Genomic DNA, 21,732 nt, shown 5'->3' with positions numbered 1-21,732 from the left:
CACCAACATTCCTAGCCAGAGCAGGCTGCGGGTGGCGTAGGGTATGAACAACAACCAGAATTGCCCAAGCCCACATCTGACAATAGGGTGACCAGTGTGAATTTCGACTCGATGATGCCCCGCGATCCTTTCGCCGACGATCCCAACGATCCCGCATCGTTTCTGGAGGAGGAACACGTAGAACCGCTTTCCGACGAAGAGCGCGCCGCACTGATCCAAGACCTCAGCTATGTGCGCGACTGCCAGCGCGTGCTGCGCCCCCGTGGCATCCTGGGCATCTACTTCCTCTGCGAGGACTGCGACATGCTCCACTTCTATGACTGGGAAATCATGGAAACCAATATGGTGACCTCCCTGGCCGGAGAAATTCCACCCGTCCACGAACCCATCATGGAACCAAACCCCAACGCCTATGTCCCGTGGGACTATGCGCTGGGGTATCTCGACGGCCTAGAGGCCCGCTAACTAGTAGTTCTGCGGGTCGGCTACCTGGGCGCCCGGTCCTTGAGGCGCGCCCGAATCAGCCGACTCTCCCCCGCCATCGCCCTGTGTCTGCGGCTCCGCAGGAAGTGGGTTCGGACGTGCCGGGGCCTGCACGGTCACGGTAGCAACCTGGGTCTGAGTTACCGTGACGGTCTCACGTGCAGGCTGTTCACCAGCTCCCGGGGCGGGAGCCGTCTCTGTCACTGTAACGGGGGCCTCCGGTTCATTACCAGGCTCAGCAGGTGCAGGCCCCGGTTGCACAGTCTCGGTATGGGTCACGGTCGCCGTCGGGCGTGGGGCCGGGCGCGAAGAAGTCTGCGACTTGTCCGCGGGATCCTTGAGCGCATCGACCAGCGAACGCGCCTGCTCAAGCAGCTCACGCGTTCCTTCGATATCGCCATTATCTGCGGCGACCTGCATGTCATCCAGAGTTCCGGCGAGCTCCACTACAGCGGTGCGGTCGCCGAAGACAGCCGTCGAGGCACCCCACAGCGGGGAGTCAGGGGTGGCGTTATACAGTGCCGCCCCGGAACCTGCCACGACCACAGTTGCTGCCGCAGCCCCGACCAGACCTGCGACCCAAGGATTCGCGCCACGGCGCTTCCGGCGCGCGCCCAAGGAAATGACAGCCGGTTCTTCGTCTGCACCCTCGATGACAGGGGCCGGAGGCATCTGCTTTTCGACGTCTTCGCGCAGTTCCAAAAACAGGGTGGCTAATTCGTCATCCCCTTCAGACGGGTCCACCCCCTCTGAAAGAGAAGTGAGGAATGCATCGTCGTCGACAAGCGGCTGCAACTGAGCGGTGATATCCGCCTGCTCCTTGTCTTCTCTATGACGTGCCATAATCTACGCCTCTTCTCCTTGCTCCAACTGTTTACGCAAAGACGCGAGCGCCCTGTGCTGGGCAACGCGCACCGCTCCGGCTGTACTTCCCACGGCCTCAGCGGTCTCCTCTGCAGAAAGCCCAACGAACACCCTCAGGATGATAATGTCGCGGGCCTTGTCACTTAATGAATCGAGTAAAGCGCGCACTCTGTTACTACCGTCGCTGACCAGCGCGTATTCTTCAGGGGTTTCGCCCTCATGCGTACTATCGGGAACATCTTCGGTGGGATTCGACTTGTCACGCGCCATCGATCGATGCGCATCCGCCACCTTGTTGAACGCGATGCCGTAGACGAATGCCATAAACGGCTTGCCCCGGTCCACATACTTGTCCACGGACTGTGAGACCGCCAGACACACCTCTTGAGCAGTGTCTTCCGCCGTAGGGGTGCGCCCGCCACCGATGCGGGCGCGGCAGTAGCGCAACACCATTGGGTAAACGATCCGGATCACGCTCTGGAGCGCGCGGCGATCAGCAGCAGCAGCTAGCGGCACTAATTCAGCTAGCTGTACGTCCGTGTCTTGTTCGGCCACAGCAGTCCTTGTCACTTTTGCCAATCGATTCTTTGAACTGGGTAATAAGTGTACAGACTTTGACCGTTCTTACAGACTTGAACGCTCCCCGTTGACCCCAGAGGCCACTTTCTTAAAGCGCGAAAAGAATTCACCTAGCTTTAACCTTCGCCAAACGCGCAGCTCACGACGTGTTTCTCGGCAGCGAAATAGTCTTATCTAAACAAAAGTCACCCTTCGTCAACCAACTGTTAACCATTGGGTACCACACTTCTCTACGTACCGCAGCGTGACAGCCTGCGCACAGCTTGCTTTACACGTTGTTTCATTGGCACTTTGAAGGAGTTTCAATCATGTCTCAGCCGCAGCAGCTCCCAGGACCTAACGCAGATTTCTGGGATTGGCAGTTGCATGGTGCATGTCGCGGGGAGGCCTCCGAGGTCTTCTACCATCCCGATGGCGAACGTGGCCGCGCCCGCACCCAGCGCGAAAACCGCGCGAAGGCGATCTGCTACACCTGCCCCGTGCTGCAGCAGTGCCGTGCGCACGCACTCAAGGTCGCTGAGCCATACGGCATCTGGGGTGGCATGAGCGAGTCCGAGCGCCAGAACCTGCTGCGCACCCGCCGCCCACGCAAGCAACGCGTGAAGCGGACCGTCACGGCAACGGCGAAATAACTTTTCGCTTCACGACGCTAACTCCCGCCACCCACGTACTGGGTGGCGGGAGTTAGCGTTTCCTGCTTCGAATCTAGTGGTGGTGGCCGTGTGCACCAGCGGCCGGGGCCTCTGGATCAGCAGGCTTTTCCACAACGGAAGCCTCGGTGGTCAGCACCATGCGTGCGACCGACGATGCGTTCACCACAGCGGAGTGGGTCACCTTCACAGGGTCAATGATGCCCTGCTCGATCAGGTTGCCGTACTCCATGGTTGCGGCATTGAAGCCTTCACCATTGGGCAGGTCCTCGGTCTTGGCGACGACGACTGCGCCATCCAGGCCGGCGTTTTCGGCGATCCAGAATGCTGGCTTGGACAGTGCGCGCGCAACTGCCAGAACGCCTACCTTCTGCTCGCCTTCGAACTCTTCTGCGTACTCGCGCAGAGTCTTGGCGATCTGCACGAGAGCCGAGCCGCCACCAGCGATGATACCTTCCTGGACTGCGGCACGTGCTGCGTTGATTGCGTCTTCCACGCGCAGCTTACGCTCGTTGACCTCGGTCTCGGTGGCTGCACCGACGTGGATCACTGCCACACCGCCGGACAGCTTGGCCAAGCGCTCCTCAGCCTTTTCCTTGTCCCAGGTGGAGTCCGTGTTTCCGATCTCGCGGCGGATCTGCTCGCGACGTGCTTCCACGTCCTCTGCAGAGCCTGCGCCATCGACGATAACGGTGTCATCCTTGGTCACGGTCACGCGACGGGCGGAGCCCAGCACGTCCAGATCCGCGTCCTTCAGGTTGACGCCCACCTCTGGGTCGATCACGGTCGCCTTGGTCACTACCGCCAAGTCATCCATGAACGCCTTGCGACGCTCACCGAAGTACGGTGCCTTCACCGCAACGACGTTCAGCGCCTTGCGGATGGAGTTGACCACGAGGGTCTGCAGTGGCTCGCCCTCGACGTCCTCAGCGATGATCAGCAGTGGACGGTTTGCGCCGACGACCTTCTCCAGCAGCGGGAGGAAGTCTGGCAGGGAGGAGATCTTGTTGCGCACGAGAAGTACGGCTGGATCATCCAGGACTGCCTGACCAGACTCAGGGTCGGTCATGAAGTATGGGGAGAGGTAGCCCTTCTCGAAGGAAATGCCCTCGGTGACATCGACGTAGGATTCGATGGACTGGGATTCCTCGACGGTCAACACACCGTCTTTGCCCACCTTCTCCATTGCGCCGGAGACCATCTCGCCAACGACCTTGTCGCGGGAGGACACGGTTGCAACGTTCGCGATCTCCTCCTTGGCGGAGACCTCTGTTGCGCGTGCCTTCAGTTCCTCGACGACCTTTTCGGTCGCTGCCTGGATGCCCTTGTTCAGTGCCACCGGGTTGGATCCCGCAGCCACGTTGCGCAGGCCTTCGCTGACCAACGCTTGTGCCAGCAGCGTTGCGGTGGTGGTGCCGTCGCCAGCGATGTCGTTGGTCTTCACGGCCACGGACTTCACAAGCTGGGCGCCAAGGTTCTCGAATGGATCCTCGATGTCGATCTCGCGGGCGATGGTCACGCCATCGTTGGTCACGGTCGGGCCGCCGAAGGCCTTGGACAGGACCACGTTGCGGCCCTTAGGGCCTAGGGTGACCTTGACGGTGTCCGCCAGCTGGTCGACACCCCGTTGAATGCCCTCGCGGGCTTCTTGGTCGAATGCTAAAAGTTTTGCCATGTGGTTCTACCTCTTACTTTTCGACGATCGCGAGCAGGTCGCGAGCCGAAAGCAGGAGGTACTCTTCACCGTCGTACTTCAGCTCGGTGCCACCGTACTTGGAGAAGATGACGGTGTCGCCTTCCTTGACGTCGACTGGGGTCTTGTTGCCCTTGTCGTCGGTGCGGCCTGGGCCGACTGCGATAACAGTTGCTTCCTGTGGCTTCTCCTGAGCGGAGTCAGGGATCACCAGACCGGACGCAGTGGTGGTCTCTGCTTCGACGATCTGAACCAGGACCTTGTCCTCGAGCGGCTTAATGTTGACGTTTGCCATGTTGAAACCTTTCACATCAGTGTGTGTTCTTGTGCTGGTTGGTTGTGACCGGCACAGCCGTCGTCGCGGGTGAACAACTGTGTTCCAAACAACCTGATTAGCACTCTACCTACGAGAGTGCTAAGTCTCAACATTGGGGGGGCGTAGTCGGCGTGCCCTAGTCCTGCAGCGTGCCCAGATTCAGCACGGCAGCGCGCCAGAGGCGGTAGTCCTCCTCATTATCCTCACGATAGTTACGCACCGCACGGATACTATTCTTCACCGGCTCAATCACTGCATCAATATTATCGTCGCCCTCAGCGTCGACGAAGATCACAGGACCAGAAATCGCAGCAGTCGGGTCCGTCAAGAACGACGGGTTTCCGGTGGCCGCGGTATTGCGTGCCAGCGATGCCACAGGGTTTGGCTCCGCGCGGTTCTCCTTCGCCTCCGGGGAGTACAGCGCCGCGTACAAAGCGCCGTCTTCCTGGAATGCGACGGCGACACGGTCCTGCATGGTGCCGCCGAGGAACTGGTTCGCGTCTTCAAGATCGAATTCGATAACGCGGTAGGTCAGGTCAGGGTTGACAAGGAATCCAATAGTCATGCCCATGAAAGTACGCAGGCAACATGAACAATACGTGACTATTAGGCGACAACTAGGGGTACTTCCACTTCCAGAGACGTATCTGTCCCCACCGACAGTTCCGATTCGGGGGCACCCTCATGAATCAACTGCGCCGCCAACGCTGCGATCATCACGCCATTATCAGTACACAGCGCGAACCGTGGCACCCGCAATTCGATGCCGCGCTCGTCGCAACGCTCCTGCGCCAACTCCCGCAGTCGCGAATTCGCCGCCACTCCCCCGCCCAGCAGCAACGTCCGCGCCCCAGTGTCCTCGCAGGCCCGCATGGCTTTCGCGGTAAGCACGTCCGCCACGGCCTCCTGGAATGAGGCGCACACGTCCTCCACCGAGATCACCTCGCCGTCGCGCTCCGCACGTTCGACATAGCGCGCCACCGACGTTTTCAAACCCGAGAAAGAGAAGTCATGGCGGTGCGGGCCGCTCAAATCTTGCGGGCGCGAAAGCCCCCGCGGGAACGCGATCGCCTGAGGGTTGCCACGTTGCGCAAGCTTATCGACGACCGGCCCGCCCGGGTACCCCAGCCCGAGCAGGCGCGACACCTTGTCATAGGCCTCGCCAGCCGCGTCATCCAGGGTGGAACCGAGCTCCTTCATCGGCTTGCCCACCGCCTCTACCTCAAGTAACTGGGTGTGCCCGCCCGAAACGAGCAACGCCACCGAATGCGGCAACTCCTCCGCCCCATCCAGATTGGCCACAGCCACATGCCCGCCCAAGTGGTTTACTCCATAGAACGGCACACCCCACGCCGCCGCGTACGCTTTGGCAGCCGAGGCGCCCACCAGCAGCGCACCCGCCAGGCCGGGCCCCACCGTTGCGGCCACAGCATCGGGCTTCTCGACACCCGCCTCTCGCAACGCCTGCTCCATCACCTGAGGCATTGCCTCTAGATGGGCGCGCGAGGCGATCTCTGGAACCACACCACCAAAGCGGGCATGCTCCTGCATAGAGGAGGCCACGGCATCAGCTTTGATGTGCATGGAGCCGTCGTCGTGAAGCTCAATGATGCCCACGCCAGTCTCGTCGCACGAAGACTCAATACCAAGGATGATCATGCATTATTCCTTTCGCTTAGGGCGGGCCGTTTCATCGTGTACGCATCGGCGCCGGACGGTTTGTAATAGTTTTTGCGCAGGCTGATCTGGTAGAAATCGAATGCCTCATACAACGCGATGGCAGCCGCGTTATCCGTGCGGACCTCTAGGAAGATCTCGCCGTCATACATGTCGGCGGCGTGGGTGAGCTGCTCCATCAGCACACGTCCAACGCCCTCGCGCTGGTGCTCCGGAGCAACACCGATGGTGTGGACCTCGAACTCGGGGTCATCGTTCGGACCCAACTTGGCCAGGCCCGCGTAACCCATCACATCGCCATCCTCGTCGAAAGCACCCACATAAAAAGTATGGGGGTGCGCAAACTCCACGAGGAAAATATCCCGGCTCCAGGGGCTGTCACCTGCGAAGAGAACGGCCTCAATCTCTGCCACGCGCGTGGCGTCGGGGGCGCGCAGTTCACGCAGAATCACAGTTCGACCTCGGGGATCGCGGGCGACTTCGGTTTCGGTGCCGGCTCCTTCGCATCGGGGCGGCGCAAATACAGCGGCACCAAGGGTTCAGGCTGGGCGTCGAGGTCTGCGACAGAAACCAGAGACTTCACCGTCGGCCCAACATTCCGCACATCGGCGGCAGTCAGGGGCAATGCTTCGACAAGATGGGCGGGTGCGGCGATGGTATCCACCGCGCTATCGATGGAGAGGTCTGCTGGTGCTACCACGTCAGGCCCGGAGATGCACGCGCCTTCGTCGTAAAGCGCCCAATAGATCTCGCGGCGGCGGGCATCGGTGACCACGAGCGTGCGCGGGCCATTGCACTGAGCGGCAATCGCATCGTGGGTAACCACGCCATGAACCGGAATCCCTAAGGCCTGGCCGAAGGCGCTGGCGGTAGCCATCCCTACGCGCAGGCCGGTGAAGGGCCCGGGGCCGCACCCGACGACGATCGCGCCAAGGTCTGCAAACTCGATCCCGGCGCACCGCAGCACGTCCTGCACAGTGGGGACCAGCTGCTCATTGTGGTGGCGCGTATCCTCGTGCACCTGCTCGAAGGTCGCGCCGGTCGCCGTGTGGTGCACGCCGACGACAAGGTCTGGCGTCGCTGTATCGAGGGCCAAGACCCACATTACTGGCGGACTCCCAGGCGCCACAGGCCCTGGTCCTTGTGGAACGGCATCGAGGCTTCGGTTGGCGCGAACTGGTCATTGATGATGCCGCACAGGTCAACGACGTCGGTGGAAACCGCGTCGATGTGGGTTGGGTTCAGCTCACCAGTGCGGAGGTCCATTTCGATGCTCTGGTCATAGATCACCACGTAGTCATGTTCGCCATCCAGGGTGACCTCGTCCATGCGCGAGCCCAGCTTCTGCTCCACGAGCTGTTCCGGCTCCTGGTGGCAGACTGTGGTGTAGTACAAGCCTTCACCGTAGATCGCGGACATGCTGATCACATGGCCGTCGACAGCACCGCTGGGTTCATCCGCATCCGCCAAGGCCTGCTGCAGGGAGTTCGTCGGCGCGCTGGTGGCATTGCCCTTCGGCACCAGGAAGATCAGTGCAACGAGCACGATCACCCACAGTGCAATAACAATGCCAAACCAACCTTTATCCTTGCTCCTGAGATTCATAGCCACGATACTACCGCCCGCTAGACCAGCAGCAAGAATAAGACCTGGCTGGCAACAATCTTGCCAATCATCGTTGTGGGGTACACGGTGGCATAACCGCGGTCCGCAAGATCAGTGCCCGTCTGCGTGTTCAAGTAGGTGATCACAGCAGGATTCGTCGTCATGCCTGCGGACACACCCATCGCCTCGTCCCACTTCAAGCGGAACAGCCACACGCCGACCAGGCCGATGACCACCGCGGAGAACACCGTGATCACAAAACCCACGCCCATGTAGGCAAGCGACGAAGGGTCCGTCAACGCCTGGCGGAAACCTGCGCCAGCCGACGTGCCCACGCCCGCCAAGAACAAGGCCAGGCCAAGCGTAGAAATCGTCTTATTGGCGTGGAACGGAAGCTGCCAATGAATCGGGCCGGTGCGGTTGATCGCGCCCAGAATCAGGCCGGCCACGATCGGTCCGCCACCAAAGCCAAGGGTCAGGGTGGTCCCGCCCGGCAGAGGAAGAGGAATAGCGCCCAGCAGCAAGCCCAGCGAGAGGCCCAGCGCGAAAGGCAGCAGGTCCACATTGCCCAGTGCCTTTTCTGAGTCACCCACGCACTCCCGGACCTCTTCTACCCTGCCGGGTGCAGTGATCACGCGGATCCGGTCCGAATAGTTCAGGACCGTGGAGGAGGTAGGCACGAAGCCCGAGTCACCGCGGCGCACACGCGCGATGAGGAAGCCGCGCGAGAGCGGATCGATATCGCGGATCCGGCGACCAGCCACCTCGCTGGAGGACACAGTGTACTCCTGGAAGATCATCCCCGTGTCTTCGATCTTGATGTCATAGGGCCTGCCCAGCACCGCAATCGCGGTATCCAGAGCCTCATCGGTCCCGTTGAGCAGCAGGCGCATCCCCGGCCGAATCACATCATGCGGGTGGGCAAGCACGTGATCACCCGGCGCGCGTTCAATCCTTGTGGCGATCACGTCATGCCCGGTGATCGCGCGCAGCTCGTCGACACGCCCCGGATGCCCTCGCCGATCTCCACGCCCCGCCACTGTAAAGGCGCGCTGACCATGCCCTCGTCCGCGGCGTCCTTGTGGTGGTCCACCTTCAGCACGGCCGCGCCGATGGCGGCGACAAGGATCGCGCCAATCACCGCACCCGGGTAGGCCAGCGAGTACCCCACCACCGGTGCTTGGGATTGCGTGTCTGGCACCATTTCGACGATCGCTGCCATACCCGGCGTGGAGCTCAACGCACCGGCGAACATGCCGGCACCAGTCACGGCGTCCAGGCCGAAGCCCTTGATCAATGCCCAGCCCAGGCCGACCAAGACCACCAGCAGGACAATCATGAACAGCGTTAGCTTCCACCCGCGGGTAGCGAACTCGCGGAAGAAGACGGGGCCTGCGGACAGGCCGATGACATAGACGAACATCGCCAACCCCAGCTGGTAGAGCAGGGGCGGTAGCTGGATCTCCGGGTTCGCGGTGGCCAGGCCCAGTGCCACGAAAAGCACGGCCGCGGCACCGAGTGAAATCCCAAGAATACGGATCTTTCCCAGTGCCAGACCGACCGCGAGAATAAGCGCAAGCGCTAAAAGAGGATTGGTCGCTAAATAGTCCAGCATAGGGACTATTGTCCCATTACACCGGCCCGAACAGCAACCGGCCAGCGCACATCGAGCTGTCTATTGCCCCACATATAGCGCAGGTTGTCGCCCAGCTCATCGAGTAGATCACCGGAACCTTGCGCCTGTGCGCTCTTCGACGCCGACCAGGTACCGATATAACTCAAGAAGTCTTCCACGCCCATCGTCTTGATGATGTCTGGGCACTCCACATCGATTTTCTCAAACGGGAAGGGCAGGTTCCGCAGCCCCGTTTCAACGTGCACGCGGCGCGCGTCCCAGAACTTGTGGAACTCGCCCTGATAAAACTCTTGGTAGATACGATCCACCTCGGGCTCGTCGATCATGCACAGCCCGTAGCTCACCAGCGCAATCACAGCACCCGGGGCTGCCACCCGGCGCGCTTCTGCGTAGAACTCGTCCACGTCGATCCAGTGGGCGGACTGCGCCGCCGTCACCAGGTTGATGGACTTATCTGCCAACGGCACCTGTGAGGCCTCCGCCACCATGTAGTGCGCCTCCCCCTTGGCGGCGCTCACCTGGGAGGCGGAGATATCCATGCCCACCACGGTGTCGAAGGATTCCGTGAGCATCTCTGTGAGCTGCCCGGTACCGCACCCGATGTCGAGGGCGCGGCCGGTGTCGTCGACAAGCCCGGAGAGCAATCCGGGCAGCTCGTCGGGGTAGGTGGGACGGAATTTGGCGTAGTCCTCGCCCCAGTCGAATGTGGTTGGGGTATTAGCCGGCATGGTGCATCCTCCACGAAATTATGCGGCCCTCTGATTCAGGGTCTTCACGTACCAGTGTCTCACGGTCAAGGGTGACCAGTAGGTAATCTTGCTTCAGCTTTTCGACGAGGCCCCCGCCCCATTCGGCGACCACCACGGAATCGTCGAGGGCAGAGTCCAGATCCAGTGCATCTAATTCGCCGAGCGGGTCGCCGGAGCCGGACTCGTCGATCAGCCGATAGGCGTCCATGTGGATCAGGTTCGGCCCATCAACGGTGCTGGCGTGTTCGCGGGCGATCACGAAGGTGGGGCTGGTCACCCGGCCTTTGACCTGCATGCCGCGGGCGATGCCCTGGGTCAGCGTGGTTTTTCCTGCGCCCAGGGGGCCGTCGAGGATGACCACGTCGCCTGCATCGAGCGCGCGACCGAGCTGCTCGCCGAGCGCGTGCGTGTCAGTGAACTCATCGCACTGCTGCTGGCCCACGTGGGGGAAGGTGTCGCGCATGGTTTAAGCCTCCTTGGGTGTGGTCTGAATATATTCGCGCTGGTTGCGGCCAGCAGGACGGCACACGACTTCATAGTTGATGGTCCCGGCGCGATCGGCAAGCGTGGTGGCGCTCATGCCGCCGGGGCCGAAGATGATGGCCTCATCGCCCACGCGCACCTCTGGATCTTCCGAGCCCAGCCAGACGACGAACTGGTCCATGCACACGCGCCCCACCTGCGGGTAAGACTTCCCGCTGATAGTCACTTCGATTGTGTCTTGCCAGTTGCGCGGCACCCCGTCCGCGTAGCCTGCGGGGATCACGGCGGTGAAGCCGTCTTCGGGCGCGCGCCACGTCAGCCCGTAGCTGGTCCCCTCCCCTGCCGCGATCGGTTTGACGGCGGCGACCTCGGCCCGCCACGTCATCGCGGGTGTGAGGCCGTGGTCAGTGTTCGCGATCGGTTCCAAACCGTAAAGCGCAACACCGGGGCGCACCTGGTCGAAGTACAGGTCAGGTCGGCTGAGTGTCGCGGGCGAATTGGCCAAGTGGTTCGTCGGCAGCTCTAGGCCTGTCTCACGCCCCTGGGCGATGGCGCGGCGGAACGTGTCGGCCTGAGTATCGGTGAATGGATCCGCAGGGTCGTCGGCGCAGGCCAGGTGCGTCATTAATCCCTCAACGTGCAGGTGGTGAGCCCCGGCGGCGAGCTCAAAGGCCTCGGCCCACTCCTGCTCGTCGATCCCGCTGCGATTCATCCCAGTATCCACCATCAGGTAGACGGTGCGCTCGGTGGGATCGTCGACAAGCCGGCGCAGATGCCCCAGGGTGGGCACGCCCAGCTGGATGTCGGCGGGGACCTCGTCGTCAAGCGACCAGATCCAGGCCAACACCGGCTTGTCGGTCAGTTCACGTACCGCGCGGGCCTCGGCGACGGTGGCCACGCCGAAACGATCGGCACCGTTGGCCTCCATCACGGGCACGACCTGCTGGTTTCCATGGTTGTAGCCGTCTGCTTTGACCACGCACATCAGCTTCGCCGGAGCGACCATCTCTTTCAGCACACGGGTGTTGTGCGCGATGGCGGACAGGTCAATGCGGGTGGACAGCAAGCTCATGCCTTCTAGTTTTACACTAGGTGGGCCACGCCCAGCCCGATCAGCATCAGGGCCACGGCCCACGACGCGATCAGGGACAAGCGCTGCGGATTGTTTCGCGCTTTATCAAATAGCTTTCCGACGATCGACTCTGGCTTTTGCCGCACCACCCACACAAGGAAGGCGACGATCGTAGGCAAGCTCAATGCCACCGTGGCGTATAAGAGCAGGAAGATATAGCGGGAGGCGACTTCTTCGGCGGCGAGGATCGCCAGGCCGAAGTAGAACGGTGCGGATGTGGCGGACTGGATCACGCCCAGGGCGAAACCCATGAGCACCGTCTTCGGCCCGGCGTTGCGCAGCGGAGCCATGATGAACTCAACGAGCTTCGAATTATCGTCGCCTTTCAGCGCCATCAAGCCCACAATCAGACCGACGGCGATGAGGATCCAGCCGAAGATCGGACCGTCCAGGAACGCCTGAATTTGCCCGCTGATCTGGTCGAACAGCAAAAGCACGGGAAGCGACAGGGCGGCCACGCCCAGCCAATCGCCGAAAATCAGCAGGCTGGTGATCTTCGTGTACTTGCCCCGGATCGCGGGGGTGGCGATGCCGACAGCCACGACCACCGCGATAAGAAGCAGGTTGATCGAGTCAATAAGAGCAAATTGCAGCGCTGCGAGCATAGGGGCAAGGGTACTCTACGCCCCTGTGTCGCTACTCCACCGTCACAGATTTCGCGAGGTTGCGTGGCTTATCGATGTCCTCGTTGCCGCACTCGCGGGCAATGTCCGCTGCCAAGAACTGCAGGGGCACGGTAGCCAGCAGTGGCTGCATGATGGTCGGGGTTCGCGGGATGCGCAGCAACCAGTTCGCATAAGGCTCCACCGCTGTGTCGCCCTCTTCGGCAATCACGATGGTCTTCGCCCCACGCGCGCGGATTTCCTGGATATTCGACACGATCTTCGAGTGCAGCTGCGACACACCCCGCGGGCTGGGCACGATCACGACGACGGGCAGACCATCTTCGATCAGCGCGATCGGGCCGTGCTTGAGCTCGCCAGCGGGGAAACCTTCGGCGTGGATGTATGCCAGCTCTTTGAGCTTCAACGCACCCTCGAGGGCGATCGGGTAGCCGACGCCACGACCCAGAAACAGCATGGTCTTGACCGCGCCAAGCGTGGTGGCAACGTCCTGGACCTGGTCCTGCACCTTGAGCACCTCCTCCACCTTGGCGGGGATCTGCTCGAGCTCACTCCAGATGGCCTTGATCTCATCCGGGTACTTCGTGCCCTTCGCCTGGGCCAGAGCCAAGCCGACGATATAGTTCGCCGCTACCTGTGCCAGAAACGCCTTAGTGGAGGCCACGCCGATTTCTGGGCCGGCGTGGGTATAAATCACGGCGTCCGATTCCCGCGGGATCTGCGACCCATTGGTGTTGCACACCGCGAGTACTTTCGCACCCTGGGTCTTCGCGTGGCGCACTGCCTCCAGTGTGTCGGCGGTTTCACCCGACTGGGAAATCGCCAGGACCAAGGTCCGCTCATCCAGCACCGGGTCGCGGTAGCGGAACTCAGAGGCGACCTCGATCTGGACTGGGATGCGCACCCAGTGCTCAATCGCATACTTCGCTGCCAGGCCAGAATGGTAGGCAGAACCACACGCCACGACGAAGACCTGGTTGAAACTCTTCAAATCGGTCGTGGAGAGCTGGTTTTCGTCGAGAGTCACCCGCTCACCGTCCCAGTGACCTGCCAAAGTATCGCGTACAGCGGCAGGCTGTTCAAAAATCTCCTTCATCATGAAGGAATCAAAGCCACCCTTTTCTGCAGCTTTGAGATCCCAATCGATGGTGAATTCCTTGCCTTCGCCCGGGGTGCCGTCGAAGTTGAGGATCTCATGGGAGTCCTTAGTAAGGATCACCACGGAGTCCTGGCCCAACTCCACGGCGTTCTTGGCGTGTTCGATGAACGCGGCCACATCGGATCCCAAGAACATCTCACCTTCGCCTACCCCAACGATCAGCGGGGTGGAACGGCGCGCCGCAATGATCTGGTCGGGGTGATCAGCGTGCATGAACAACACGGTGAACGCCCCCTCCAGCTGGTTGAGCACCTTCAATGCGGAGGCCCGGAAGTCGCCAGCTGTCTCGCTCTCGTTGTACACCTGGGCCAGCAGGTGGGCGGCCACCTCAGAGTCGGTGTCGCTGCTCAGCTCAATGCCGTCACGTTCAAGTCCTTCGCGAAGCACAGCGAAGTTTTCAATGATGCCGTTGTGCACGATGGCCACCTTGCCGTCGAAAGACAGATGCGGGTGCGCATTCTCATCAGTCGGACGACCATGGGTTGCCCAGCGGGTGTGGCCGATAGCCGTCGTGCCTTTCAAGGTGTCCACGCCGAGTTCGTCAATCTTGTCCTCAAGATTGGCAAGCTTGCCCGCGCGTTTGGCCAGGCGGAGGCCATGTTCCCCCGCGACGGCAACACCGGATGAATCGTACCCGCGGTACTCCATGCGGCGCAGCGCGTTCACTGCGACCTCGATGCCTTGCTGCTGTCCGATATATCCGACGATTCCACACATGCCTGCCAGAATAAACCACTGATAAGTGTGGATGAAACACATTTTTATGTGATCCCCAACAAATTTTGCACGTGCACACCTGGCCGGAAACCGCGCAGGAAAAGTTCCTGGTACGTGCCCTGTTCTCTCCCCTCACATGCATCTTCCAGTATCGTAGGAAACGTGTCTGCGAATTTGAAAAAAGATCTGAACAAACTGTCCAAGCGTGGCCCCCACCGGGTCATGGTCGGTGACCTCGGTTTTGCCGGCCTGCCCGGCAAGGTATACACGCCTGCCGAGGGCAACGGCGTTCCCGGTGTCGCATTCGGCCACGACTGGACAAAAACTGTCGACGATTACCACGCCACCTTGCGCCACTTGGCTAGCTGGGGCATCGCCGTCGCCGCTCCTGATACGGAAATCGGGTTCAACCCCGACCACGCCGGCTTCGCCGCTGACTTAGAAACGTGCTTGCAGATTCTGGGCGGTGTGCGCTTGGGCAACGGCAACGTCAACGTCAGCCCAGGCAAGCTAGGTGTAGTGGGCCACGGCATGGGCGGCGGCGCCGCAGTCCTTACGGCAGCCAACAACCAAAAGGTCAAGACCGTGGCAGCGATCTACCCGGCCGACGTGGCACCGTCCGCCGTCGCAGCCGCCCGCACTCTGGAAATCCCCGGTCTGGTGATCGGCTCGAACAAGGGCGATATCTTCGAAGCCGGCAACCCCGCAAAGCTGGCGTACAACTGGAAGGGCAAAGTTGCCTACCGCGAGATCGACAACGGCAACCAGCAGGGCTTCCCAGAAGACACCGGCTTCCAGTTCGTCCTCGGGTTCGGCCTGCCACAATCCAGCGCCCGGCAGACAGTCCGCGGTCTGGTCACCGGTTACCTGCTGCACCAGCTGAACAAGGAGAAGAAGTACTCCGACTTCTCCGCACCCGATGCAGAAGGCCCGAACCTGACCTCCTACTGGGGCGGGAAGTTGGCTGACCAGGCAGGCATCGACCGCGATGACCTGCACCCGACCAGCCCGGTCTACCGCTAACCCGCCTTACCGGGCGGGTCTTTCCGCAGAACACCTTGCACTCTGCCGCCATGAATCGTTCCCTTCGGGAAAGTCCGTGGCGGCTTTTTAATGTTCATTTTCCGTGCAATCTCCTGCTGACGCGCGGTTTCCTCCAACTGGTACTGTGCTTTGGCCAGCGCTGCTTCAAAGTCAGCCATGCGCTTCATCGTGCGCCGCTGGAACTGTTCGGCAAATTCATAAAAATCCATTAGAAGGTCTCTACCTTTCGAACGCGCGATGCAGGATCATCGGCTGGGTCGGTGTGCGGAGCAGGATCGGAAGGTGGCGGCACATCGGCCGTAGCATTCTGCTGCGCCGGATGGGTTGCCGCGGCGACAGTCTCTGGGTCAGCCGCGCCGGCGAGTAACTTCTTCGGTGGTGGCGCAGGCTCCTCCACGTCCGCCAGTTCCTCTGGTGGAGGGATCACACCGTCGTCTGCCGGCTCCACAGTAAGAGGGCATTCGCAGGCTTCAAATATCTCGCTGTTGATCACTCCCAGCCCACCCAACGATGAGGCCCCACCGAGCTCCCCGAGCGGGCCGGTCATCATTCGGCCTAAGTCGTCGGCGCTTATCGACGGCGGGCACCACTGTTGCAGCCCCTCGAGATCAAGCGAGGATCCCACATTCAGGTCTATGGCGATGTCGAAGTTAATGGCGAAGCCACCTGCACTAGCGGCATGCGTAGCCAAGCCATCAGTCCGCTGGCTGTCACTACCACTATCGACGACGCGCTCTGCAGCGACCGTTGTGTCTACCGCGGGCAACTCACACACGTCAATGCACAGGCCTTCCATCTCATCAAGAACCTCGCCGATACAGCTGTTGGTGTCTTCACTTGTTCCCCCGGCCGCGGATAATCCGCTCAGAACCGTGTCGACCACGCAGTCGTCGATCAGGTTCGCCGGGGTCCACCGGGTGAGTTTCAGCAGCTCAAGCACAGCACTCAGAGTCAGGCTAAGCGTCAGCTCCGTCGACTTCACAATCTCCGACATTGACCCAGCGCCTTGGCACAGCTGCTGTCTTAAATCTGCCACGCAGTCCGCATAGAGCTGTTGGTCTTCTGCGTGGTGTTGTTCTTTCTTGGCAGGTTGTCCATCACCCACCCCTTCAAGAACCGCGGGGAGAGGTTTCACGCACTCGTCGTTAAGCACCGTGGTGAGCCCCGCGGCAGCTAAGTCGACAGCTCCGGCATCGAAACCCTCACGCTGCCCCATGGAGCATTCCACGGTGTCCAATTGCTCGGCAATCTGGGCCGAATCCGGCACTTGCATGATGTGGTGCCCATCAAGCTCGCGGCGAATCTCACACACCAGCGTGGTGGGGCTAGCTAAGGTCATGTCGGCTCAACTCCTCCCGCAGATCGGCTTCAGCGCTGGCGATCGCATCCGTTGCCTCCGCGATCTGCGAATAATGGTGCAGCCGGGCATCCAGACGCCTAATCGTTCCCTGTTGCACCTGCTCTAAAGCAGCAGCCAGCCGCCGGCCGCGCTCCGCGAATCCCGCGCCTGCTGCGGCGACGGGAAAATAGGGCGAATCCCGCTGCGCCTTCACCCGCAACGCGGAAACATCATCCTGCGCCTGCCGCAGCGCGCCACGGATCGCATCCACATCTGCGTCCAGTCCCTTCATGAAGGTCTCCCCCTCGTGTCATGTCCTTGTTTGATCACTGTTCGATCGCTCAACACCGGCACATCTCTGCCGTCACCCCTATTGGACTGTCAAAGACACGAAAAGGTTCCATCCGAACCCAAAAAACTTTTGCGAGTTCGGATGAAACCTTCGTCGATAAGCGAAAAGCTACACCGCAGCGACGACCGCAGCCAGCCTGCCAGCGACCTTCCGGGCGTGCTCTTCCTCTGCTGCCTCCACCATCACGCGGAACAACTCCTCCGTGCCCGAGGGGCGCAGCAGCACGCGGCCGGTATCGCCGAGCTCAGCTTCGGCATCTGCGATAGCGGACTGCACGTCCTCCGACTTCATGATCGCGGACTTGTCCGGCACCGGAACGTTGATCAGGACCTGCGGCAACACCTGCATCACGGAGGCCAGCTCGGCCAGGGACTTGCCCGTCTCCGCCATGCGCGCCATGAGCATCAGGCCGGACAGGGTGCCGTCACCAGTGGTCGCGTGGCGAGGCAGGACAATGTGACCCGACTGCTCACCGCCCAGCGAGTAGTTGCCCTCATTGAGCGCCTCAAGCACGTAACGGTCGCCCACGGCCGTCTCCACCATCTCGATGCCCTCACGCTGCATCGCCAACTTCAGGCCCAGGTTGCTCATCACCGTGGCCACCAAAGTGGACTGGCGCAAGTTGGTCTTCTCCTTCATGCTCACCGCAAGGATGGCCATGATCTGGTCCCCGTCAATCACGTTGCCCTCGGCATCGACGGCCAGGCACCGGTCCGCGTCGCCATCGTGGGCCAGCCCCAGGTCCGCGCCATGATCGACGACGGCCTTGCGGATGTGCTCCATGTGGGTGGAACCGCAATTGTCGTTGATGTTGAAGGCGTCGGGCTTGTTGAAAATCGGGATCACGGTAGCACCCGCTGCCTCATAGGCCTTCGGGGCGACCGCGCTGGCCGCACCGTTCGCTGCATCGACGACGACGGTGATGCCCTGCAGATCCGACTCCACGGCCTCCTTCAAGTGCGCCAGGTACCTGTCCTGCGCGTCCGGGGCTTCCTCGATCACGCGCCCCACACCTGTACCCGTTGGGCCGCCCTCCTCGAGGTTCTCCAGTTCCTTTTCGATCTCATCCTCCACCGCATCCGGTAACTTCCTGCCACCGGCGGAAAAGAACTTGATGCCATTATCAGGCATGGGATTATGCGAAGCGGAGATCATCACACCGATATCGGCGCCGTAATCGTCGGTAAGAAACGCCAAGCCAGGGGTAGGGATCACACCCACCCGCAGCACATCCACACCGCGCGAAGCCATGCCTGCCGCCATCGCGGCCGCCAGCATCTCACCGGAGACACGAGGGTCACGCCCGATCAGAGCGATGGGGCGGCGTTTGTGCGAGCCACGATCCTTCGTGAGCACATTCGCAGCTGCCGCGCCAAGCATCAACGCCAGAGATGCAGTGAGGGTCTTATTGGCCAGGCCACGGACACCGTCAGTTCCAAAAAGTCGAGTCATGCATTCCATTATGACTTGTCGACAATGAAATGCGAACACCAGCAGGGATGAAAGAAAGCGGCGGGGAAATTTTCCGTAAACTGGAGATTAACGAACTCGCACACGAAGAAAGGCACCCAGCATGCGACCAGCGATCAAAGCCCTCCGCAAAGCCATCGCAGCCGACAACACCACAACGCGTGCCGACGAACGCACCCGCGCACTCGAGAGCGTGGACAAACTCGAGGCGCTATACCGCCACCTGCGCCGCTCCAAGCAGTGGGGCTACCACTCCTCCTGGCCCTCCACCGCGGAACGCGCCATCCTGGACCACCTAGAGCCCATCGCTGACTGGGCGGACGCCCTCCCCTCTGCCGTCGCGGAGCCGGAAGCATTCGCCAAACTCTTCAACATCAGCGAACTGGTCGAGTTCGCTCCCGTTGACCCCACAAAGGTCGGCGACGTGCGCATCGCCGGCTTCGAGATATGGAACACCCGGCCCGTCTCCTTCTCCACCGCGCCCGGCCTGAAAAACCGTCTTGCACACCTGCTGACCTCCGACACCGCCGGAGACACCATCGACTACGGGTGGCACCTTCACCCCGTCAACGAGAAGGGCAAGAAGCTGAACTTCATCCTTCTGTTCAGCCCATGGTTAACCGGCGACGACGTGTTGTGGCAGCCTTTCGGCAAACAAAAGAAGAAGCACAAGAACCCCATGACCGACACGCTAAAGAAGAAGCACGGCAAGAACTTACTGCGCGCGCTCGACGACGCCCTGGGCGGGATCCCCGACAGCAGCGACTATGACGCCTGGGCCGAGAACTTCCGTACCGTCGACGAGTCTGCTGCCTTTGTCGCCTACAGCAAGGGCAAAGACCGGCCCAGCAAGCCGCTGAGCGTGAAGAAAGCAGCCAAGAAGGCTGGCAAGCGCGGGAACGGCGAGGTTTAGGCCCGCTGCGGGGCGCTTTTCGGAGCCGTACCCCGCAAAATGTCGAAGCTGAACTGTTGGAACAGGGCCCGCAGCGCCCACTTTTCGCACAAATCGCCCCAGATCCAACAGTTTAGTTCCAGCAGTCTGCCACTAGGCGCGCCATCGCGCCGAGATTAGAGACATGATCGTCGGTTACAACGTCGCATTTTAATCGTTGCACTACCTTAGTGGCCGAAATACGCCCCCACTAAAACCCCTTCCAGTAACATCGCCAATGTGCCACCCGTCACATTTCGGCACAATTGACGAAGCGAATCACAACATCCGATGGCATTGCGCAAACCGCGTAGTGGAGGCCCAAGGGGTTAGAGCATGTCTCACACAATTTTCACCCACCATTTCTTAGAACAAGAAGTTTATTTTGGCACTGGAGAAGCAGCCGCACACCTTCGCGCAGCCTTGGCTAGCTTAGGGGTAAGGCGTCCATTACTCATCACGTCCGAACGCAATCACCAGCAAGCGCGCAATCTAACCGAAGGAATCTCGCTAGCTACTGTTTTTCAGGACGTCGTCATGCACGTTCCGATAGAGGTTGCGACCCGAGCACGTCAAGTGGCGCAGAACACCGAGGCGGACGCTGTCATTTCCCTTGGTGGAGGGTCGGCTACGGGCCTTGCAAAGGCAATTGCCCTTACAGAAGACTTGCCCATTGTCGCTATCCCCACTACCTACGCAGGATCCGAGGCCACCGCCACCTGGGGAATGACCGAAAATCGCACGAAAACTACAGGCAGTGACGCCAAAGTTCTTCCAAAGGCAGTCATTTACGATTCCAGCCTGCTAGCCACTTTGCCACACGAGATGGTTATTGCCTCCGCCCTTAACGCACTAGCACACTGCGTCGACTCGCTCTGGGCCCCTCGGGCCGACCCGATCAATCGCGCACATGCCCTCGAAGGGGCTCGATTATTACGAGACGGCCTCCAAGGATTCATCGAAAATCAAAACGAAGTATCCTCACGGGAACTTACACTGCAAGGTTGTTATTTAGCCGCGCTTAGTTTCTCCTCGGCAGGCTCGGGGCTTCACCACAAGATCTGCCATGTTCTTGGTGGAACATTCAATCTTCCACATGCAGAAACTCACGCAGTGATTCTCCCCCACGTATTGCGCTTCAATGCGCAAGCCTCGGGAAACTACGCAATCGGCCGGTTACGCGAGGCACTCGGCACACCCGACGCCGTCGAAGGGCTTGAGAAACTATACGCAGCGATCAAGGCTCCTCGTCATCTTTCGAAACTCGGTTTCCGCGAGTCCGACATCCCAGAGGCAGTATCACGCACTCTCGCAGTAGCACCCGAGGACAATCCCGTGCCCGTTACAGAAGCGTCGTTAATCAAATTGTTCCAGCAAGCATTGTAATAAGCACTCTTTTGAAAGGATTCACGATGAGTTCGCAACTTTCCCCACACCAAGAAGCCATCGAACAGGATGTCACAAACCGCGTACTTGACTCTTTCAATAAAACCGACAATCCCCGGTTGAAGGAAATCATGCAGTCGCTAACAACACACCTCCATGCCTTCATACGCGATGTTCGCCTAACCGAAGACGAATGGGACAAAGGGATAGCTTTCCTTACTGAATGTGGCGAAATTACCGACGACAAAAGACAAGAGTTCGTGCTTCTTTCCGATGTCCTCGGAGCATCGATGCTCACCATCGCAGTAAACAATGAAGCATACGAAAATGCGACTGAAGCCACGGTGTTTGGCCCATTCTTCGTCGACCAAGCACCAGAAGTGAAATTCGGAGGTGATATTTCGGGCGGTCTTTCTGGTCAGCCTTGTTGGGTAGAAGGAACTGTACGAGATACCGAAGGCAATCCAATCGCAGGTGCTCGTATCGATGTCTGGGAGGCCGACGAAGATGGCTTTTACGATGTTCAATATGAAGGCCATAAAGCTGCGGGACGCGGATGGATGCGCACCGACAGCGAAGGAAGATAGAGGGTGTCAGATGGTTTGTGTGTGAGGGATTCCCCTCACACCAAGGAGATGAACCAGAATGACTACCGTGGCACGACGAAACCCAGAGGACTCCGCAAAGATCAAAGCGATCGAGGAAAAGCTCCTCGCCAATCCTGAGATGGCGAAGCTGATCGACGAGCTCGGCACCTCCACCACGGATGCCAACGATCTCGTCCGGGGCCTGCTCCAGGCCTCGATCAACCGGGGCCTCAACGCCGAGATGGATGCCCACCTCG

General features: G+C 60.5%; 23 protein-coding genes and 3 pseudogenes. 7 read left to right on the top strand and 19 right to left on the bottom strand.

Translation table 11 applies throughout. The features are described from left to right. Positions 1-96: 96 nt before the first annotated feature. Positions 97-465 carry a DUF5319 domain-containing protein gene (locus B097_RS0110810; protein WP_018582543.1) on the top strand — a complete coding sequence of 123 codons (369 nt, stop codon included), beginning with the start codon at positions 97-99 and terminating at the stop codon, positions 463-465. Here B097_RS0110810 and B097_RS0110805 read toward each other — a convergent pair whose 3' ends face one another. Both B097_RS0110805 and B097_RS0110800 read right to left on the bottom strand, forming a co-directional pair. Then, on the bottom strand, positions 466-1,326 hold the full coding sequence (locus tag B097_RS0110805; protein ID WP_018582542.1) for a hypothetical protein: 861 nt from the start codon (positions 1,324-1,326) through the stop codon (positions 466-468). A gap of 3 nt (positions 1,327-1,329) precedes the next feature. After that, a complete protein-coding gene (locus tag B097_RS0110800; RefSeq protein WP_280523386.1) occupies positions 1,330-1,917 on the bottom strand; it encodes a sigma-70 family RNA polymerase sigma factor in 588 nt (195 codons plus the stop codon). Positions 1,918-2,234: 317 nt separating this feature from the next. Here B097_RS0110800 and B097_RS0110795 point away from each other — a divergent pair, with 317 nt between their 5' ends. Continuing rightward, a complete protein-coding gene (locus B097_RS0110795; RefSeq protein WP_018582540.1) occupies positions 2,235-2,558 on the top strand; it encodes a WhiB family transcriptional regulator in 324 nt (107 codons plus the stop codon). A 73-nt stretch (positions 2,559-2,631) separates the two neighbouring features. Here B097_RS0110795 and groL read toward each other — a convergent pair whose 3' ends face one another. The 13 genes and pseudogenes from groL to glmS all read right to left on the bottom strand — a co-directional run bounded on the left by groL (position 2,632) and on the right by glmS (position 14,366). Further along, positions 2,632-4,251 (bottom strand): chaperonin GroEL, encoded by a 1,620-nt coding sequence (groL, locus tag B097_RS0110790; RefSeq protein WP_018582539.1) that lies wholly within the window; start codon positions 4,249-4,251, stop codon positions 2,632-2,634. 13 nt (positions 4,252-4,264) lie between these two features. After that, positions 4,265-4,564, bottom strand: a complete 300-nt coding sequence (gene groES, locus B097_RS0110785; protein WP_018582538.1) for a co-chaperone GroES — start codon at positions 4,562-4,564, stop codon at positions 4,265-4,267. A gap of 157 nt (positions 4,565-4,721) precedes the next feature. After that, the gene (locus B097_RS0110780) at positions 4,722-5,150 is read right to left on the bottom strand and encodes a hypothetical protein (RefSeq protein ID WP_026254478.1); all 429 of its coding nucleotides are present in this window, start codon (positions 5,148-5,150) and stop codon (positions 4,722-4,724) included. Positions 5,151-5,191: 41 nt separating this feature from the next. Next, entirely contained in the window at positions 5,192-6,244 is a 1,053-nt protein-coding gene (gene tsaD, locus B097_RS0110775) for a tRNA (adenosine(37)-N6)-threonylcarbamoyltransferase complex transferase subunit TsaD (protein WP_018582536.1), read from the bottom strand. Then, positions 6,241-6,714: a ribosomal protein S18-alanine N-acetyltransferase gene (gene rimI, locus B097_RS0110770; RefSeq protein WP_018582535.1), complete on the bottom strand. Its 474-nt coding sequence runs from the start codon at positions 6,712-6,714 to the stop codon at positions 6,241-6,243. The genes tsaD and rimI overlap by 4 nt, the downstream gene beginning before the upstream one ends. After that, entirely contained in the window at positions 6,711-7,367 is a 657-nt protein-coding gene (gene tsaB, locus B097_RS0110765) for a tRNA (adenosine(37)-N6)-threonylcarbamoyltransferase complex dimerization subunit type 1 TsaB (RefSeq protein WP_018582534.1), read from the bottom strand. The genes rimI and tsaB overlap by 4 nt, the downstream gene beginning before the upstream one ends. Continuing rightward, positions 7,367-7,867 carry a hypothetical protein gene (locus B097_RS0110760; RefSeq protein WP_115324640.1) on the bottom strand — a complete coding sequence of 167 codons (501 nt, stop codon included), beginning with the start codon at positions 7,865-7,867 and terminating at the stop codon, positions 7,367-7,369. Before B097_RS0110760 ends, tsaB begins: the two co-directional genes overlap by 1 nt. A gap of 20 nt (positions 7,868-7,887) precedes the next feature. Beyond that, positions 7,888-9,482: pseudogene (locus B097_RS12955) on the bottom strand (aspartate:alanine exchanger family transporter). Positions 9,483-9,487: 5 nt separating this feature from the next. Further along, positions 9,488-10,231: a class I SAM-dependent methyltransferase gene (locus B097_RS0110750; RefSeq protein ID WP_018582532.1), complete on the bottom strand. Its 744-nt coding sequence runs from the start codon at positions 10,229-10,231 to the stop codon at positions 9,488-9,490. Continuing rightward, entirely contained in the window at positions 10,221-10,715 is a 495-nt protein-coding gene (gene tsaE / locus B097_RS0110745; protein WP_018582531.1) for a tRNA (adenosine(37)-N6)-threonylcarbamoyltransferase complex ATPase subunit type 1 TsaE, read from the bottom strand. The genes B097_RS0110750 and tsaE overlap by 11 nt, the downstream gene beginning before the upstream one ends. 3 nt (positions 10,716-10,718) lie before the next feature. Further along, positions 10,719-11,807 carry an alanine racemase gene (gene alr / locus B097_RS0110740; protein ID WP_018582530.1) on the bottom strand — a complete coding sequence of 363 codons (1,089 nt, stop codon included), beginning with the start codon at positions 11,805-11,807 and terminating at the stop codon, positions 10,719-10,721. An 11-nt stretch (positions 11,808-11,818) separates the two neighbouring features. After that, positions 11,819-12,472, bottom strand: coding sequence for a hypothetical protein (locus tag B097_RS0110735; protein ID WP_018582529.1), 654 nt, complete (start codon positions 12,470-12,472; stop codon positions 11,819-11,821). Positions 12,473-12,503: 31 nt separating this feature from the next. Continuing rightward, complete coding sequence (gene glmS, locus B097_RS0110730; protein WP_026254477.1) at positions 12,504-14,366, bottom strand: glutamine--fructose-6-phosphate transaminase (isomerizing); 1,863 nt, start codon at positions 14,364-14,366, stop codon at positions 12,504-12,506. Between the two features lie 162 nt (positions 14,367-14,528). Here glmS and B097_RS0110725 point away from each other — a divergent pair, with 162 nt between their 5' ends. Next, positions 14,529-15,389, top strand: coding sequence for a poly(ethylene terephthalate) hydrolase family protein (locus tag B097_RS0110725; protein ID WP_018582527.1), 861 nt, complete (start codon positions 14,529-14,531; stop codon positions 15,387-15,389). On the opposite strand, the gene B097_RS0110720 is transcribed toward B097_RS0110725, so the two are convergent. The 4 genes from B097_RS0110720 to glmM form a co-directional block, all read right to left on the bottom strand. After that, positions 15,386-15,619, bottom strand: a complete 234-nt coding sequence (locus B097_RS0110720) for a hypothetical protein (protein ID WP_018582526.1) — start codon at positions 15,617-15,619, stop codon at positions 15,386-15,388. The genes B097_RS0110725 and B097_RS0110720 overlap by 4 nt on opposite strands. Next, entirely contained in the window at positions 15,619-16,749 is a 1,131-nt protein-coding gene (locus B097_RS0110715) for a hypothetical protein (protein WP_018582525.1), read from the bottom strand. The genes B097_RS0110720 and B097_RS0110715 overlap by 1 nt, the downstream gene beginning before the upstream one ends. After that, a complete protein-coding gene (locus B097_RS0110710; protein ID WP_018582524.1) occupies positions 16,736-17,041 on the bottom strand; it encodes a hypothetical protein in 306 nt (101 codons plus the stop codon). The genes B097_RS0110715 and B097_RS0110710 overlap by 14 nt, the downstream gene beginning before the upstream one ends. 168 nt (positions 17,042-17,209) lie before the next feature. Beyond that, complete coding sequence (gene glmM, locus B097_RS0110705; protein WP_018582523.1) at positions 17,210-18,553, bottom strand: phosphoglucosamine mutase; 1,344 nt, start codon at positions 18,551-18,553, stop codon at positions 17,210-17,212. Between the two features lie 121 nt (positions 18,554-18,674). On the opposite strand from glmM, the gene B097_RS0110700 reads away from it, so the two are divergent. The 4 genes and pseudogenes from B097_RS0110700 to B097_RS0110685 all read left to right on the top strand — a co-directional run. Continuing rightward, entirely contained in the window at positions 18,675-19,484 is an 810-nt protein-coding gene (locus B097_RS0110700) for a hypothetical protein (RefSeq protein ID WP_018582522.1), read from the top strand. A 354-nt stretch (positions 19,485-19,838) separates the two neighbouring features. After that, entirely contained in the window at positions 19,839-20,888 is a 1,050-nt protein-coding gene (locus tag B097_RS0110695) for a maleylacetate reductase (protein ID WP_018582521.1), read from the top strand. Positions 20,889-20,914: 26 nt separating this feature from the next. Further along, positions 20,915-21,469: pseudogene (locus tag B097_RS12950) on the top strand (dioxygenase); the annotation flags it as partial. Between the two features lie 64 nt (positions 21,470-21,533). Beyond that, positions 21,534-21,732, top strand: a pseudogene (locus tag B097_RS0110685) (IS256 family transposase); the annotation flags it as partial.

The sequence above is a fragment of the Corynebacterium pilosum DSM 20521 = CIP 103422 genome, from assembly GCF_000373805.1.
In the GTDB taxonomy this organism is placed as follows: Bacteria; Actinomycetota; Actinomycetes; order Mycobacteriales; family Mycobacteriaceae; genus Corynebacterium; species Corynebacterium pilosum.
The sequence above is the reverse complement of the archived record's forward strand: the minus strand, read 5'-3'. Positions and strand labels throughout refer to the sequence as shown.